Below are 16,384 nucleotides of genomic sequence, written 5' to 3'. Positions count from 1 at the left end.
AATCTTGCTTAGAAAATCCGGTTTTGTGCTCATAATGCTTTCACATGCGTCCTTTTGTGGTATATTGGCGAAAACATAGCACATGGGCAGTATTTCAATGCGAGCAGCAACGTCCGAGGGGCTTCCCCCGTATTTCAATATCGATCCGGATCTGGCCTATGCTGAACTGGGTGATCCAACCGGAACACATGAGTTCTCACAGATCGCGGATGCCTGTGCACGGGGTCGTAGCGACCTGGCAAACCGGGGGCTGGAAGAAAACGGTCAGAAAAAGCTGCGCCTGTTTTCAACCTGGGAAATCACCAAATATCTGATCCCTGTGGCACCAGCCCATTTTCGCCGGGTCCTGAAAGGCAATCCGGATTTGCCCCAGGGACAGTCCGAAACCGAGGGCGGCGCGAAGTGGTTCACGCTGGATGAAGTTCTGCGGCTGCGGGCGCATTTCGCCTCGGAAGGATCCAAGGCAAAAGAATACCGTCCCTACCGACCCGAGGGTCTGCCCGCCAAGATCGTCTCGGTAGCGAATTTCAAGGGTGGCGTCGGCAAAACCTCGACCTGCGCCCATCTGGCCATGTCGGCGGCTCTGGACGGCTACAAGGTTCTGGTCATCGACCTGGACAGCCAGGGTTCGATGACATCGATCTTCGGCGGCAAGGTGAGCGATGAATGGCAGACGGTGTTCCCCTTGCTCGCCCGTCATTACGCCACCCATCTGCGCCGCGACAATCAGGGGCGTCTTGACCGGGGTGAGGCCCCGCATCCGATCGACGACACCTTGTCCGAGGCGCTGAAGACCCGCAGCAGCGATCTGATCCAAACCACCCACTGGCCGAATATCGATCTGATCGGAGCTCAGCTGAACCTCTACTGGGCGGAATTCCAGATCCCCGTCTGGCGGATGCAGGGCCGCAGCTGGAAGCTGTGGGATGCGCTGACCGACACGCTGGACGAAGATGGGGTGCTGGACGATTACGATATCATTTTCATCGATACCCCCCCTGCCCTTGGCTATCTGACGATCAACGGGCTGGCCGCATCGGATATCCTTCTGGTGCCCATGGGGGCCTCGTTCCTGGAGTTCGACTCCACGGGGCGGTTCTTTGACATGCTGCATTCCACCTTCCAGTCCATCGAGGATGGCGAGAACATGGCCGCGCGCGCCCTGGGGCGACCCGAGATGGCGTTTCAGTGGGATGCGGTGCGCACGATCATCACCCGCTATGACGGCAGCCAGCAGGCGGAACTGGCCGGGCTGATGCAGGCCTATCTGGGCCGGACCTTGTCGCCGCACTGGCAGGGCTACACGGCGCTGATCGGTCAGGCCGGGGAACAGGTCAACGGTATCTACGAGGCCGATTACCGCGATTTCAACCGCGAGACCTATGTGCGCGGGCGGGAAACCTTTGATGCCACCTATGCCTCGTTCAAGAAGCTGCTGATCGGCGTCTGGCGGGGCGAAGAACGGGCCCGGCAGGCCGAAGAGGCGGGAACACCGGAATTGTCGCTCTGAGCGCGATGTTTCGCGCGCGAAACACGCCTGCCATGTCCCGAAACAGAGTCTGATCCGCGCAGGAAAAGGAGAAACCAATGGCAAAACGCAAACGACTGACCCCTGCCCGGCCGGATTATCTGGAAGACAACCGCCCTGCCCCTGGGCTGAACCCCATGTTTCCCGCAGATACACCCCGCGCCGCGCCGCCGGTCGCGCAGGTGGCCGGGGCCACGGCGGCTCAGGCGGCGCTGGAAGAGCTGTCCGGAGAATTGCGTGCCGCGCGGGCCGAAGGGCGCTTGGTGCAGGATCTGCCGTTGGACGTCATCGAAGAAACCTATCTGGTGCGTGACCGCATGGCGGCAGATGACGCGGACATGGAGGCGCTGAGGGAAAGCCTGAAGACCCGCGGGCAGCAGACCCCGATCGAGGTCGTGGAACTGGAGGGCGGGCGTTACGGGTTGATCTCGGGCTGGCGGCGCCTGACAGCGCTGCGGGCGCTGGCGCAGGAGACGGGTGAGGCCCGCTTTGAAACCGTACGCGCGTTCCTCAGACAGCCACAGAGTGCTTCGGATGCTTACGTAGCCATGGTCGAGGAAAACGAGATCCGCGTCGGGCTGAGCTATTACGAGCGTGCCCGGATTGTGGCGCGCGCGGCAGAGCAGGGCGTTTACCCGGATGAGGCGGCCGCTCTGCGTGGGCTTTTCGCGTCGGCCAGCCGGGCGAAGAGATCTAAGATCGGCTCGTTCATCGCGATCTATCACGCCCTGGATGACCATTTGCAGTTCCCTTCGGCGATTCCTGAACGGTTGGGGCTGTCGATTGCGAAAGTTCTGAAGGAGGAGGCAAAAGCCGCTTCCTTGATCACCACCGCTCTGCGGAAGGCCGCACCTCAGAGCGGGGAGGCCGAGATTTCCGCTTTGACCCGTGCAGTGAGCGGCCTGGGGTCGAATGGGAAAAACCCACCTGCTGCCAAGACCCCCCTGAAAGAGACATTCGGCGGCATTCAGTTGAAACAGAGTCGAAACGGTGCACAGGTCACCCTGTCCGGCGAGGGAATGTCCGAGACATTTCTTGCGGAGTTGAAAGCCTGGTTGCACGCGCGCGGTACATGATGTTTCGCGCGCGAAACAGATTCTTCCATCACCCCAGCAGATCCGTTGCCGGGTTTTCCGCAATATCTACGTCATCATAATACTTCTGCGCCTGCGCCATTGAGCGGTGCAGCGACAGGCGCATGGCGGCCTGGATCGGCGCACCGTCCAGCGCGGCCTGGGTCAGAAAGCCAGACCGCAACCCGTGTGGTGAGGCAAACCCCTCGGGCAATCCGGCCAGCCTGAGGCGATGTTTCACGATCTGATAGATCGCATCCGGGGTCAGGCGGCGTTTCAGCACCCGGTCCGCCTTGGAGATGGGACGGAACAGCGGTCCGTCAGCAATCTCACCAACCTCGATCCAATGCACCAGCGCCTGCGCGGCGCGGCCCTTTAGGATCAAGCGCGGCGTCTCGCCCTTAGCTGTGGTCTTGGTTTCCAGCAGCGAGATCCAGACCACTCCTGATTTCTCAAACTCCTTGAGGCTGACATCCTCGCGCATCAACCCGGAGATCTCGGACCGTCGGCGGCCGCCCGAGGCCCAGCCCAGCATCAGGATCGCCCGGTCGCGGCAGTCGCGACGGGAGCCGCGACAGGTCGCGAGTAGCTGTTCCAGCACATCTCGGGTGATCGGGTGCTGCGACTTTGGGGTAGGCGGGCGGGCCGCCGCCCGACGCGCTTTGGCCCGGGCCTGTTTGAACTGAGGCGCGCCAAAGGGGCTGGCGAGATTCTTCATTCGGTGGAAGGTCAGCCAGGAGGCGATGCGCCGGTCCAGCGTCGATGGCGCCGGGCAGGCGAGGGATTTTCGCAGGCCTTGCAGGATGAGCGCTTCTGCCGTTTGACGCGCGATGTCCGCCTCTGGTGCAACGCTGAGATCGCGGGCGTGATCGAGAATGAAGGCGAGGGCGGTTTCCTCGGATTCTGGCCAGTCCAGTACAGCTTCAAACCGTGCAGCCTTCCAAGCGGTTATGTAGAGCAGATCACGTTCATAGGCCCGCAGCGTGTTGGCGGGGGTGCCGCGGATATAAAGATCGGTCAGCGCCTCCTGATCTGCCTGCGACAGGGCAGGGGAGGCGGAAGGGAGATAGGGGGCAGGGGGCTTCATGGCAGCCACTCTGCGTGTATTTCGCGGAAAAATCAAACAAACATGATAAGCGATACTTATCGGAAGTGAATAGTCAATAAATCAGAAAAAGCGGTAGGCGTCGTTTTCGGAACTTTTTGCGTTTTACTTGATTTAAGCCTCAATATTAAAGCCTAAATAATTCTGAATCTAAGGTCTTAGGCGCTGTAACAAGCGGGGTATCCAAAACCTGCTTCATGAAGATGGCTTGGCGAAAACCCATCGACGGGATGTCAGATACGTGATTGCCGGTGACCTGCCCCCCGAAACTTCCCTCTTTCTGATGTAGAGTTTGCTCAACCTTTTGAAGGAGCAAGCGAATGCGAAAGAGCCGTTTCACGGAAGCCCAGATCATTGGGATGATCAAAGAACAGGAAGCCGGGATGCCGACTGCGGAGGTGTGCCGCAAGCACGGTCTCAGCCAGGGCACGTTCTACAAATACAAATCGAAGTATGGCGGCATGGAGGTGTCTGACGTCGCGAAGCTGAGAGCGATGGAGGACGAGAATGCCAAGCTCAAGCGGCTGCTGGCCGACGCCATGCTGGACAACGTGGTGCTGAAGGATCTTTTGGGAAAGAACTGACGACGCCGAATGAGCGGCGAGAGGCAGCGCTCAGGGCGATGCGGGATCATGACATCTCGCAACGCCGGGCCTGCCGACTTGTCGGTGTCGATCCGAAGACGGTCCGGCGTGAACGCCCGCCGGACAATCCCGAGATACGCAAGGAGATGAAGGCCGTCGCTGCCAAGCGCCGCCGGTTCGGCTATCGGCGGATTGGCGTGATGCTGGAACGCAAGGGGATGATCATGAACCACAAGAAGCTCTATCGGCTTTACACGGATGAGAAGCTGGGTGTCAGGCGACGACGGGGCCGCAAACGGGCACGGGGATCGCGGACACCAATGCCGGTGGCGCTGAGACCGGGCGAACGTTGGTCGTTGGACTTCCTGTCAGACACGTTCGGGGCGTCCCGTCGGTTCCGCATTCTGGCGGTAAACGATGATTGCTGCCGCGAGAACCTGTGCCTGATGGCCGACACGAGCATCTCAGGGGCCAGAGTCGCGCGGGAACTGGATGCGCTTGTCCGGGTCTATGGCAGACCGGCCAGCATTGTCAGCGACAACGGGACCGAGTTCACCAGCCGGGCAATCTTGAAATGGGCGAACGAGAACGGCGTGGATTGGCACTACATCGATCCGGGCAAGCCCCAGCAGAATGCCTTCATCGAGTCATTCAACGGCAGTCTCCGCGACGAGCTTTTGAACGAAGAGATGTTCGACAGCCTGGACGAGGCCCGACGGAAGCTCGCCCTGTGGCGCTACGATTACAACAACGTCAGGCCGCACTCATCGCTCGGCAACCAAACACCCGCAGAAGCGCGCCGGACGCTTGAGCAATTTGAGGACTCCGCGCCCGGCGCGCTTGCCCAATCAGACCACGGAGAATATGAAAACCAGACCCGCAGACTCTCGTTATGAATGAGGGAGCCTCGGGGGGCAGGTCACCGGAACCATTAAGATAATTACGCAAAGAGCCAGAAAATAGTTCACCCCCCAGGGGCCTTGTTGCACAAATCAGGGGTTGAGCGGATTTACCCCGTCCCCAGACAGACTTAACCTTCGGGCTCTGTGACGGGTAAGCCAAGAGCAGTGTAGCGGTTGAGCCCCGCGATCCGAACCTAAAGTTCTGCGACCTGCCGGTTGAAGTCTCTCGACATCAGGGATTGGCCGAGGAGCTTGATGCAGTTCATCTTGCTTTCAAAGCATGGGTCGCTTGGATTTATGACACGTACCGGCTCTGAAGGGGTGAGTGTTTCGTTTGCAAGCACAAAGGCTCTGTTTAAAGCCAGATAGTGAGTTAGGCTTTTATTTTGTAACACAACCACCTTATCCTGCCATACGTCCTAAGAGCTAAACGAGGGAGATTTGAGCAATACATTGTTCTCAGATTTCCATCGGATTAACTTTGTTCTTGATAGTTATTTAAACGGAAACCATTTTGCCCCGTTATCATTCAGCCAATGACCATTTTGAAGCTTTAAAACCATGATTTCAAAGCTCAAAGACAAGCGCCTGCTCCTCAGGTTTCTCAGTATCAGCGTTCTGGGTACGATTGCGGATTACCTGTTGGCGCTGTTGCTTGTTCTGACTTTTGCAGCCCCTTATGTTTTTGCCTCAATATGCGGCTTTGTGCTGGGCTCATTTGTCAATTACTGCGGGCATAATATCTTCAGCTATGAGCATACCGACAAAGGCACAATCTCGCTCCAGGGATATGGCAAATATCTGATGGCGGTTCTGTCATCTTTGCTGGCCCGCCTCGCTGTGGTGGCGGCTCTGGGATATGTGACAACCCTGCCGTTCTGGTTCATCCTTCTGATTGCGATCGGGGCATCTTTTGTCACCAGCTATGTGATTTCGACACTCTGGGTGTTTCGCAAACCGGATTAGGCATCGATGTAAAGCTCGTACCACATCATGTAGTTCAAAAGACCCCAGAGCGGGCGGCCATTGTCCCGTTTTCCGCTCAGATGGTCGTTGATCAGTGTTTGCACCGCCTGAACCCGAAACAGGCCCGTACGCTGAATATTCTCGGGTCCGAGATAACGCATCATCAGATCCTTGAGCTCGGTCTTGAGCCAGCGGGAATAGGGCATTTCAAGCCCGACCTTCTTTTTGTTGAGAATGCTGTCGGGCAGATCGTTTTCCATTGCACGCCGCATAAGATGCTTCTTGCGCCGGTTCTTCATTTTCAGATGTGAGGGGACTGTGGCCATGAACCCGGTCAGCTCCGGGTCGGTAAAGGGCACCCGGGCCTCAAGAGAATGCGCCATGGTCATCCGGTCATTCTTGATCATCAGATCGTCGGGCAGGAAGATGGTTGAATCGATATACATCAGACGTGACAGGGTCTCTTCCGCACCGCAATGTTCGTAGGCCGCCTGAAAATGCCGCACTGAAGGCTGCAAGGTCTCGGTTTCGGCCACACCATCTGCGTAAAGGTCCAGTTTTTCAGCTTCGCCCAGGACAATCCGCCACCAAAGATGGGCTTCTTCAGGGGGCAGGTCCAGCCCGCCCAGAAACCGCTTGGCCTTGAATTCGAAGCTGAGCTTCTTGTCTGACACGGGCAAACAGTTCACCAGCGGTTTCACCACGCCATTCCGAATGAACCCGGGTATCTTTCGGGCCTGTTTATACATGTTGTAAGCCGCATGGGTGTCATAGCCGGCGAAGACTTCGTCGCCGCCTTCGCCTGATAGAACGACAACCACCTCATCCTTGGCCAGTTCGCTGATGAAATACGTCGGTATTGCAGACCCGTCGCCATATGGCTCATCGGTGAAGCTCAGGTATTTTGGTAGCATGTCCCGCACCATATCGGCGGTGACGGTTACTTCACGATGCTTGGTGTTGAACTTTTCGGCCACAATTCGGGCATAGGGCAGCTCATTGAAGCTCTGATCTTCGAAGCCGACGGAATAGGTGTGGATAGGCTCATCCACATGTTTGTGCATGAGTGCGACCAGGGTACTGGAATCCAGCCCTCCCGACAGGAATACGCCAATCGGAACATCCGCGACCAGACGGCGCTGCAAAGCCTTGTCCATGAGTTCATAAGACTTTTGAATCACCTGTGCTTCGGTCATACCGGGATCGACATGGAAGTTCAGATCCCAGTACCGCCGTATCGAGATTGCGCCGTCACGGGTGACAGTCATGTGATGCCCCGGCGGTATTTCGGAAATACCGTCAAAGGCTGTCTGGGTTCCCGGGATGTAGTTGAAGGTCAGAAAATCATGCAGGGCTTGCATCGATGGTTTCCGCACAACCCGGCTATCGGCGATGATCGCCTTGATCTCGGAGCCAAACCGGAAATAGTCATTATCTTTCTGGTAGAAGAATGGTTTGATCCCATAGCGGTCGCGCGCCAGATGCAATGACCTGCTGCGGGTATCCCAAATCGCAATTGCAAACATCCCGTTGAGTTCCGGGATCATGTCGAGGCCAATCTCCTCGTAAAGGTGAATCAGGACCTCGGTATCCGTGCGCGATTTGAATACATGACCGCGCTCTTCAAGGCAGTGTTTCTCTTTCAACTCCTGAAAGTTGTAGATTTCGCCATTGAAGACGATCACCACAGTGCCGTCTTCGTTGGTCATTGGCTGGTGGCCGGCATAAGACAAGTCGATCACCGAGAGGCGCCGGAAACCCAGCGCAACATCTTCATTCAGCCAAGTGCCATCATCATTGGGTCCACGATGGGCCAATGTTGTCGCCATTTCTGTGATCAGCCCTTCTTCGGGTTGATCGGCCGTCGGGTCGACCCGCAGGATTCCGCATATTCCGCACATATCAATCGTTATCCTTCACAGTATCTGCGCCATTCTCTGTGCCGGGTGTTTTGGAGGGCTCTTCAAGGTGGACCACAACGTCCCCACCTCCCAGCGATCCCCGGAACCGTGCAGCCGCAGAATATTCTTTTTTGATCCTTTCCAGTATCCCTGGATATGTGGTTCGGGCGTGTACAGGCATCGTATAGACAAGCCAGGTTCTGCCGGAACGCGAGGCGAGACGGTCCAGGTCATCGGTTGTTTCGATGACATTCCATCCCTTGCCATAGTACTCATTGAACGGAAATCCTGCGATCCCGACAGCAAGCACCGTGTCTTCGGGCTGACGGCTGCGTTCAATCAGATTGATGGCGCCCTCGAAATCCTGCTTTGGCAGATACACGTGCCGGAGGGACAGGAGAGATACGGCCAAGATACCGGAGCACAACAGCGTCGGCAGCCATTTCGTGGCCGGTGCGGGCAATCGCGCTACGTGCGCCGCCAGCTGGCCAGTCACAAAGGCCCCGCGGATCACAATGAGGATTGCAAATCCAAAGTTGAAAAAGAAAAACCGTGGAAACAGAGTATACCCGATGCTGGTCATCACCATGAACCCGACCCCAACCGGGATCAGAAACAACGCCACAACGGCTGGTCGCGTTCGGACAAAGCTGATAACGCCGATCGCAAAGACAAGACCTGCAGCCATAACGACGCCGGCACTGGCCAGCCCGATCTGCAGGCTGCTGAACAATTCCGCCAGCGCCCACAAGGGGTTGGTCCACTCATTCTCCTTTCCCTTCAGTCCGGAATTCAGCAGCGCACCGCCAACCATGCTGGGCAGGACCAGCGCATAGACCTGAAACGTGAACAGACCTACCGGGATGAAACCACAAAACAATCCGTTCCAGCGGTAGCGCTTGTCGTCTTCATTTTGCCGGAACCAGGCCGCGCTCCAGATTGCAAAATGCGCAAGCACCATCAGCCCCATGGTGGGGTGCGCATACGCCCCCAGGACGACGGCGAGGCAATACAGTCCCCATTTGCGGGGGCTCCCCTGGCGCATGGCGTCCAGAAACCAGGTGCTGGAAAGCAGGGCAAAGAACAGTAATGCGGTGTAACCACGTGCATTCTGGCTGAACCAGATGTGGTGATAGGAAAACGCCAGTAGTGCCGCCGCAAACAGAGCCTCACGAGTCGGGCCGACGCGACGGGCAAAAAAGTAAATAGCGGCAATGCCGGCAATACCAAAACCGACCGCAGGCAATCTCAAGGCCCAGACACTGTCACCGAAGATTGACAAAGACAGGCGTGCCAGCACCGAAAACAGGACATGGTTGTTGGCATCGTGATAGGTGCTGACGATCTGCCCGATTGTGAGGGGCATGTAATTTACGGATGTCAGGATTTCATCATACCAGATGCCGGTATCAAGTCGGTAAAACCGTAAAGCTGCGGCGCAAATCAGCAGAAGACCAAAGATCAGTGTCTGGACCGGGCTAGCGGGAGAAACCTCGGGGCGCTGTGGAGATAGCGGACGGCCAATCGGCAGTAGCCGCAGTAAAAGAAGATATGCCCCTATGATGATGAGACCGGCCTTGAACAGCCAAACCCCTTGGGTAAAGGCCGGATCGGCTGCCGCATCGGCGCCGCGCAACACCCGGGTGAACAGACCGACTGGCAAAAGCAGCCCTAAAATAGCACTCGTCACTCCCGCCAAAGCGCCAAAAGAAAGCCTGCCCATCCAACTATGTACTCGATACCATTAACGTTTATGTCCTAAGCGCCCTGCGGAATTTTGCAAAACCGGCTCTACCTGTGCCGGGAATACGACAGAGATTACATTTCTTATCACTCATATCAATTTTTGGATCATCAGAAACTTATTCTGCTGATGATCGCAGTTTAACGAAACAATTTCTAGCTATGTGTAATAATGTTTCAATCCGGTGCAAGTACATCTCGGTCGAGAGAGCTATGAAACAAACTTAGCCCGAATTGACTGTTTTGGTCGCATCGTGGTGAACTAAAAGCTGGTTTATCTCGTGACGAGACCTCGACATTTCTACCGGGACGATTGTGTTCCTCCGGCGGTTATAACGCGCAGTAAGAGACAAGAATTTCATGACGACATCCGAAAAAGGTTCTGTTTTTCCCAACAGACGCGAGTATCGCACAGGTGCCGTCCTGCTTGCCTTGACGGTTGCGGTTTTGCTGACGCTGATATTGCGGCTCTGGGGAATTGATCTGCGCAGTATGTCCCATCCGGAAATCTATGTCCCTGGCATCGATCTGGTTTCCGGTATATCCGAACCGCCGCCGCGCCATAACCTGGCTGAAACCATCTGGTGGCATTTCCACGATGAACCGCATCCCATGGGCTGGTATGTGTCCATGCTGGGCTGGACCAAAGCGTTCGGCACGTCCCATTTTGCCGTGCGATTCCCAGGAGTTTTGTTCGCTTTAGGCTCGATTCCACTGATTTTTCTGATCGCCCGCAATATCTTTGGATCGACTGTGGGATGCCTGGCCGCGCTGCTGTTGTCGCTTCATGGGTTTCATGTGTTCTGGAGCCAGATGGCCCGCATGTATGTCGCTGGGGCCTTCCTGTCATTGCTGGCGACCTGGTTTTTACTGTGTCTTGTCAGAACGCGCGAACCGCGCCCGGGCCTTGAGATCGCTTATGTCCTTTCGGTTATGGCGGGGGTTCTGACGGTTGAGCTGTTCTGGCCCCTTATCATGATCCATGTGTTCTGGGCGGCTCTGGTCTTGCCCCGGACAAACGTGGATGGCCTGCGGTTTTGGCGCCGGACCGGTTTGCGGCAGGCCCCTCGGCTATTTCAGGTGCAGGCGCTTGCCTTTATCCTGTCCGCCCCGGCACTGACCCATGCGGTTTATCGGGCGCGTAAAGGAGCGGCTCCTGATCCTTCTCCTGACTTTCTGATCGAGTATTTCTCTTTTGGATTTCTGTTTGCAAAAGACGATTTTGCAGTCCCGCCGCTGCAGATCGGGCCGGTCTGGACCTGGTTTGTTCTGGGTTTTGCCCTGCTGCTTTTGGCGGCCAGCCTGAAAGCCCCCAAACGCGAAGCGCCGGTGGTGGTTCCAGAGCGTAAGATCCCGATATGGGTTTTGGGGCTGGCAGCGGGTTGTTCGGCCTGCTTCATGTTCTGGCTCGGCTCAATCGCCCATCGCAGGAGCGAAGCGCTGATGGCGATGTCTGTTTTACCTTTTCTGGCGCTGCTCATTCCTGTTCTGGGCACCATGTGGGGCGCGGTTGTGCCCAAGCTGCCCTCAAACACACTGCACTATCCTCAGGAACGGACATTGCTTTTGTGGCTTGTTGCGGTTGTCTCGCCGCTGATCCTGTTTGCAGCGTCCTACAAAGTTTCCATCCTGGCCCCCAGGGCCTTTCTGCTTTTCGTGCCTTATTTGCTGATCCTTTGCGCGGCCGGTGCAGTTCGGGTATTTCAGGACCACCGTTTCAGGCTGGCCTCGATTGGCCTGTGCGTTTTGGTGTTTGCGGCCAGCATACCTTACGCCGCTGGTAAGCCGGGCTCTCCCAATGACTATCAGGGAATTGTGAAGGCCATGCTACCTGAAATGCTGCCCGATGATCTGGTTTTTCTGAGGGACCGGGATTGGATCGATACGCCGCTGTTTTACTACATCAATGATGCGAATTTCGTCGTCTCCGAATACGATACATCTTTGCACACCAACCCCACATCCCGCGTCTGGCTGATCACGTGGCCTCACGAAGGAGACCTTGTCATCACCGATGCACGGCGGGAAGCTCTGCAGAATTATGAACGTACTTTGAAAATTGAACGTTTGCGGGCCAGCGCCGAGCTTTTCGAACCTGATACCGGGCCTTGATTACCCGGGCGGTCCTCCTGGCAACCCCGTATCGGGAGGGCGTGTCTGGCTGACAAACGCCAGCCTGCGGGTTGGTCGACTTGCCCACAGGCAGGTCAATGGGCCTGATCATCCAGGCCCAGGCTGCTTTCGACAATGTAAAGCGGCCGTTTCTGAGCCTCTGCATAAAGCCGCCCCAGATATTCCCCGATGACGCCCAGCACGACAAGTTGCAGGCCGCCGATCAACAGCACTGCAACCATCAATGAGGCATAGCCGGGTACATCCACCCCGTAAACAAGGGTACGTGAGATCAGGAAAACACCGTAGATGATCGCGGCCAACGCAGTCAGCATGCCGACATAGCCTGCAATCCTGAGAGGTACGGTGCTGAACCCGGTAATACCGTCCAGCGCAAAGTTCCAAAGGCGCCAGTAGTTGAACTTGGTCTGCCCCGCCGCACGCTCGGGGCGGTCATACGCCACCTCGGTGTGCCGAAACCCGACCCAGGCAAAAAGGCCCTTCATAAAGCGGTTGTGCTCGCGCAGCTGAACGACAGCCTGAACCACGCGCCGGTCCATAAGGCGGAAATCGCCGGTATTGGCGGGTATCGGCACGCCTGAGAGCCGGTTGATGACCTTATAGAACTTCCGCGCTGTCCAGCGTTTCATCGCGGTATCGCTGTCGCGGTGGCGCCGGACGGCATAGACGACATCGAATCCTTCGCGCCATTTTTCCAGAAATGTCTCGATCAGTTCGGGCGGATCCTGCAAATCCGCGTCTATCGGAACAACGGCTTCACCCGCAGCTGCATCCAGCCCCGCCGTCAATGCGATTTCCTTGCCGAAATTACGTGAAAAGTTCAGCACCTTGATACGATCATCGCGCTCATGCGCAGCAGCCAGAATCCTGGCGGTCGCGTCTGTGCTGCCGTCGTTCACGCAGATGATCTCATAACTTTCCCCAAGCTGACCGAGGAATTGCTCCAAACGTTCGAACAGGGCCGGCAGAACCTCTTCTTCATTGAACATGGGCACGATGATGCTGAGCGTCGGAGCGCTTTGGCCCGGGGCTTTTCCCTGGGACGGAGATGTGGGGGTGCTCATGTTCAACGTCACCATGACGCGGGCCTTTTTCCGTTCATTTGGGCACAGGTGATCATGGTTTTGACTTCGGTTCAAAAAATTTTGCATGGGCGCGCAAAATTTCGATTTTCAGTATCTTTTCGCTACCAATAAGTACCTCACGGCGCGCATAGGGAATAGCGACTTTTTTGGCGTGATCAATGTGAGTAGCCAAGCGCGCGCTTTTGGGGCTCGAAAAAAGAAAACCGAATGCTCATCAAGATGAAGATAGTGAGTACTATACATCTCAAACTGATTGAGGACGGTTTGTGCAGAAGTGAAAGGGCGATGCATGGCATTCGAAATTCGAAACAGAGTGAAAGCATCTTGCGTGAAGGCAAAGCACAGGTGCTTTGGTACTTTCAGGCCGGGTCCAGAAATTGACCCGGAAACGTCTGGTTTCGGAAGAGCCAGCCTTTTTGCCGCATCTACCAAATTAACCCCCATAACGTCGGAAAGCGAATTCTTACCAACCTGTTCACAGGTGTTGGAGCGTATTTTCTTGGCTGCCGCATCTTCTGAAAGATCGCAGGGGATACGGTCTGTGTTTCTTGAGGTCGAACGAAATCCCGATTCTGTTGCCGTCAGGATGGCAAAACCAGGCAGGGGCGTTTGATGACATCTTTCCACCGACTCAATCTTGTCTTGCGATCCTTTCGCCGGGGAGAAATTGTTGGCGGATTAAAGACAATGTGGATGCTTTTCAGGGATCGTGTCGTCGGACAGCATAGGTTGCTCTTCGCCATGAGTGGCGGCAAGGCCCGGCAGATCGACAGCATGTCAAACACGTTGACCGTGCGGTGCTTTCGCAGTTGGTCCGATCTTGATGATCAAAGCAAAGACTTTCTGAAGCGCAATCAGGACAAGATCCACTGGGATGTTCAAGGCGACCTGAACGCGGGCATGTCCGTCTGGATCGGGTTTTCCGACGGGGTTCCGGCAACCATTGCGCAAACCCGCTTCGGCCAAAACGTGGACGTATATTTCTTCCCGATGACCGAGCACTGTGCTCTGATCTCTCACTGTTTTACCGTTCCAGATATGCGGGGCCGGGGCTATTATGTGGAAATTCTGAAGCATGTGTGCCGCACGCTGGCAGAAGAGGGGACCACGCGCATTTATATTGATTGCAGTGACAGTAATCTATCGTCAGAACGCGGCATTCTTTCGGCGGGGTTCTTGCCCATCGGACAGGGGGTCCACCGCCGAAATGGAACCGTTCATTGGCGACAGGATGCGCCACCATCGATTTGTCGCTTGGAGGAAAGATAACTCTTGAATCAGTGAATGCTGAGGGGCGAGGCAGTCACAGCATTTCAATCCGTGACGTGCCAGTTCGATCAGAATTTTATCCGGGAAACAAACTCGAAACAGATGATCAATAATATTCAAGCCTTACGAGCCTTTGCTGCCATAAATGTGGTTTTCCTCCATGTCATCAAGACGGCATCAACATATGGACAAAGCACCGATTATTTATCCTTCCTGGCCGGGTGGGGTGCAAATGGGGTCGATATCTTTTTCGTGATATCCGGCTTTGTCATGCTGCACACTCAAATGCAGAAAAAGCGGCGCACAGGCGCTTTCTTGAGATCGAGAATTCTAAGGATAGTGCCAATTTACTGGCTGATCACACTTTTTGTTGTGGCGGTTTATTACGCAGTTCCCGGGATCTTCAGGTCCATGGAACTTTCAGGAACCATCATATTGTCATCGCTCCTGTTTTCTTCGCTTCTGGTGCTCGGTGAGCCGCCGATTGTGTATGTTGGGTGGACCCTGGAATGGGAAATGCTCTTTTATTTTGTTTTTGGACTGTCTCTCTTCCTGAGGTCGTGGGTCCATGTTTTCCTGGTTGTCAGCCTGGTTCTGATCGGGGTGTCCCTGGTGTCCGGTGATTTTATATCGCTTGAGTTCCTGTTTGGGATGGCTGTCGCGTATTTTTACAACAAAGGGTTTGAAATCAGGGAAAAGACAGGGGTCTTGATATTTGTTTTCGGGATGCTTCTTTTATGTGCCTCCCTGTCGAGTGAACTTGAGGTCGATCCAACAAACCGTGTCATTATCTGGGGTGTACCGTCGTTCTTTATCGTTTTTGGGCTGCTGTTTGCGACGCAGATTTCAAATCGGTTTCTGGTTTATCTCGGGGATGCATCCTACAGCATCTACCTTGTCCAGATACTCACCATTCCCGCTTTTTATAAAGTGTCCTCGATTGTCCTCAGACCTGTGAATGGTGACGTTCTGTCCATCTTGTGCCTGGCCAGCAGCGTTGCCGCAGGATGCCTGGTTTTTTCACTGGTGGAAAAACCCATCACCAAAAGGATGAAGCGGGCGTTCTCCTGACCAATGCAGCAGGGTATTTCGCCGGTGGTAAAACGCCTGAGACATTGAAACGGTATCTTCGGCGCCCCGGCTTGACGGCGTTGGAGCGCTGCTGATCCCTATTCAGCGACGCGCTCAGCCGGAAAGGCGGTTGAAATTCAGAAAAACTCTTTCAGTTTCCGCGCATGCTTCAGGTTCGATGGCAGCGATATCACATGTCGGGCCAGCTTGGCCAAGGATCGCGTACCGGGGATGACCTTGAGAGCCGACAGGCTTTTGGACGCTTTCAGGAAGTTTTCATAGGCCTGGTTGTCCGCGTGGCGGAAGTCTTTTGCGTTCAGGTCTTCCCCGCCGTTGTCGGTTGGTACGGACACGACAGAAGTCGCCTTGCGGTTCACATCGAATACAACAAAGGATTCATAGAAACGGATGCCCCAAACCCGCTTTTCCGCGGCATCCGAGAGGAGTTTGGAAAAGCGCCGGTTTACGCGATCTACCATGCTCATGGCGTATTTTACGAAGGAACGGTGCTTGGGACCGAAGCCTTCCATATAGGATGTATGCGTGTCTTCCACGACCAGCATGCCGCCATCGCGGATATGCGGCAGCAGGCACTCGGTTGTTATGATCTGTTGCTCATAGGTATGACCGCCATCGTCCAGGACGATGTCGATTTCACCGACCTCTTTTGCGATTTTTTCCAGAAAGGCCGGATCGCTCTGGCTGCCGATGAAAATTTCAAACCCATCCTGTTCCCAACGTTTTGCGCCGGGGTTCAGTTCAACACCGATGATGCGGGCTTGCGGCCCGAAAAACTCGCGCCACATGAACAAAGAGCCGCCACTGAGAACCCCGATTTCGACGAAGGTAATTGGCTTGCCGATGTAGGGAGAGAAAAGCTCGTCATACACATCGAAGTAGGTCGAATGCTTGCTGCTTTTGTACGGGCTGTTCAGGTAAGCTTGGTAGCTTGCTGCGGTCACTGGCATTTTCTCAGGTTTCATTTCGTGGTCCTGTAATTGAATAAAGTTTACTCGTAAGCAAG

The 16,384-nt window shown here is 55.5% G+C and carries 13 protein-coding genes and 1 pseudogene; 7 read left to right on the top strand and 7 right to left on the bottom strand.

Annotation, left to right across the window (positions count from 1 at the left end; all coding sequences use genetic code 11):
- Nucleotides 1–82: 82 nt before the first annotated feature.
- Together AC2FF8_RS18750 and AC2FF8_RS18745 are read left to right on the top strand one after the other, a co-directional pair.
- Complete coding sequence (locus AC2FF8_RS18750) at nucleotides 83–1,510, top strand: AAA family ATPase (protein WP_170346937.1); 1,428 nt, start codon at nucleotides 83–85, stop codon at nucleotides 1,508–1,510.
- A 77-nt stretch (nucleotides 1,511–1,587) separates the two neighbouring features.
- A complete protein-coding gene (locus tag AC2FF8_RS18745; RefSeq protein WP_496874010.1) occupies nucleotides 1,588–2,604 on the top strand; it encodes a ParB/RepB/Spo0J family partition protein in 1,017 nt (338 codons plus the stop codon).
- Nucleotides 2,605–2,632: 28 nt separating this feature from the next.
- Here AC2FF8_RS18745 and AC2FF8_RS18740 read toward each other — a convergent pair whose 3' ends face one another.
- A complete protein-coding gene (locus AC2FF8_RS18740; protein WP_496874011.1) occupies nucleotides 2,633–3,688 on the bottom strand; it encodes a tyrosine-type recombinase/integrase in 1,056 nt (351 codons plus the stop codon).
- Nucleotides 3,689–4,026: 338 nt separating this feature from the next.
- On the opposite strand from AC2FF8_RS18740, the gene AC2FF8_RS18735 reads away from it, so the two are divergent.
- Nucleotides 4,027–5,186 (top strand): IS3 family transposase gene (locus AC2FF8_RS18735; RefSeq protein WP_496874012.1). Its coding sequence is split into 2 segments (ribosomal slippage): nucleotides 4,027–4,276 and nucleotides 4,276–5,186, totalling 1,161 coding nucleotides; the frame shifts between segments, so codons are not numbered across the junction.
- A gap of 134 nt (nucleotides 5,187–5,320) precedes the next feature.
- On the opposite strand, the pseudogene AC2FF8_RS18730 reads toward AC2FF8_RS18735, so the two are convergent.
- Nucleotides 5,321–5,467: pseudogene (locus AC2FF8_RS18730) on the bottom strand (IS5/IS1182 family transposase); the annotation flags it as partial.
- Nucleotides 5,468–5,753: 286 nt separating this feature from the next.
- Here AC2FF8_RS18730 and AC2FF8_RS18725 point away from each other — a divergent pair.
- Nucleotides 5,754–6,158, top strand: a complete 405-nt coding sequence (locus AC2FF8_RS18725; RefSeq protein WP_496874013.1) for a GtrA family protein — start codon at nucleotides 5,754–5,756, stop codon at nucleotides 6,156–6,158.
- On the opposite strand, the gene asnB is transcribed toward AC2FF8_RS18725, so the two are convergent.
- The gene (asnB, locus tag AC2FF8_RS18720) at nucleotides 6,155–8,059 is read right to left on the bottom strand and encodes an asparagine synthase (glutamine-hydrolyzing) (RefSeq protein WP_496874014.1); all 1,905 of its coding nucleotides are present in this window, start codon (nucleotides 8,057–8,059) and stop codon (nucleotides 6,155–6,157) included. The genes AC2FF8_RS18725 and asnB overlap by 4 nt on opposite strands.
- Before the next feature lies 1 nt (nucleotide 8,060).
- Nucleotides 8,061–9,782 carry a glycosyltransferase family 39 protein gene (locus AC2FF8_RS18715; protein ID WP_496874015.1) on the bottom strand — a complete coding sequence of 574 codons (1,722 nt, stop codon included), beginning with the start codon at nucleotides 9,780–9,782 and terminating at the stop codon, nucleotides 8,061–8,063.
- A gap of 380 nt (nucleotides 9,783–10,162) precedes the next feature.
- Between AC2FF8_RS18715 and AC2FF8_RS18710 the strand changes: the two genes are divergently transcribed.
- On the top strand, nucleotides 10,163–11,914 hold the full coding sequence (locus AC2FF8_RS18710) for a glycosyltransferase family 39 protein (protein ID WP_496874016.1): 1,752 nt from the start codon (nucleotides 10,163–10,165) through the stop codon (nucleotides 11,912–11,914).
- Nucleotides 11,915–12,009: 95 nt separating this feature from the next.
- Here AC2FF8_RS18710 and AC2FF8_RS18705 read toward each other — a convergent pair whose 3' ends face one another.
- Nucleotides 12,010–12,999 (bottom strand): glycosyltransferase family 2 protein, encoded by a 990-nt coding sequence (locus tag AC2FF8_RS18705; protein WP_496874017.1) that lies wholly within the window; start codon nucleotides 12,997–12,999, stop codon nucleotides 12,010–12,012.
- Between the two features lie 108 nt (nucleotides 13,000–13,107).
- Entirely contained in the window at nucleotides 13,108–13,647 is a 540-nt protein-coding gene (locus tag AC2FF8_RS18700) for a hypothetical protein (RefSeq protein WP_496874018.1), read from the bottom strand.
- Between AC2FF8_RS18700 and AC2FF8_RS18695 the strand changes: the two genes are divergently transcribed.
- Together AC2FF8_RS18695 and AC2FF8_RS18690 are read left to right on the top strand one after the other, a co-directional pair.
- Entirely contained in the window at nucleotides 13,633–14,289 is a 657-nt protein-coding gene (locus tag AC2FF8_RS18695; RefSeq protein WP_496874019.1) for a GNAT family N-acetyltransferase, read from the top strand. The two genes, AC2FF8_RS18700 and AC2FF8_RS18695, sit on opposite strands and share 15 nt — an antisense overlap.
- 15 nt (nucleotides 14,290–14,304) lie before the next feature.
- Nucleotides 14,305–15,360 carry an acyltransferase family protein gene (locus AC2FF8_RS18690; protein ID WP_496874020.1) on the top strand — a complete coding sequence of 352 codons (1,056 nt, stop codon included), beginning with the start codon at nucleotides 14,305–14,307 and terminating at the stop codon, nucleotides 15,358–15,360.
- 137 nt (nucleotides 15,361–15,497) lie between these two features.
- On the opposite strand, the gene AC2FF8_RS18685 is transcribed toward AC2FF8_RS18690, so the two are convergent.
- The gene (locus AC2FF8_RS18685) at nucleotides 15,498–16,343 is read right to left on the bottom strand and encodes a class I SAM-dependent methyltransferase (protein ID WP_496874021.1); all 846 of its coding nucleotides are present in this window, start codon (nucleotides 16,341–16,343) and stop codon (nucleotides 15,498–15,500) included.
- Nucleotides 16,344–16,384 lie beyond the last annotated feature (41 nt).

It is taken from the genome of Ruegeria sp. YTSA144 (genome assembly GCF_059610125.1).
Note: the sequence above shows the minus strand (reverse complement) of the source record. Positions and strands in the feature narration are given on the sequence as shown.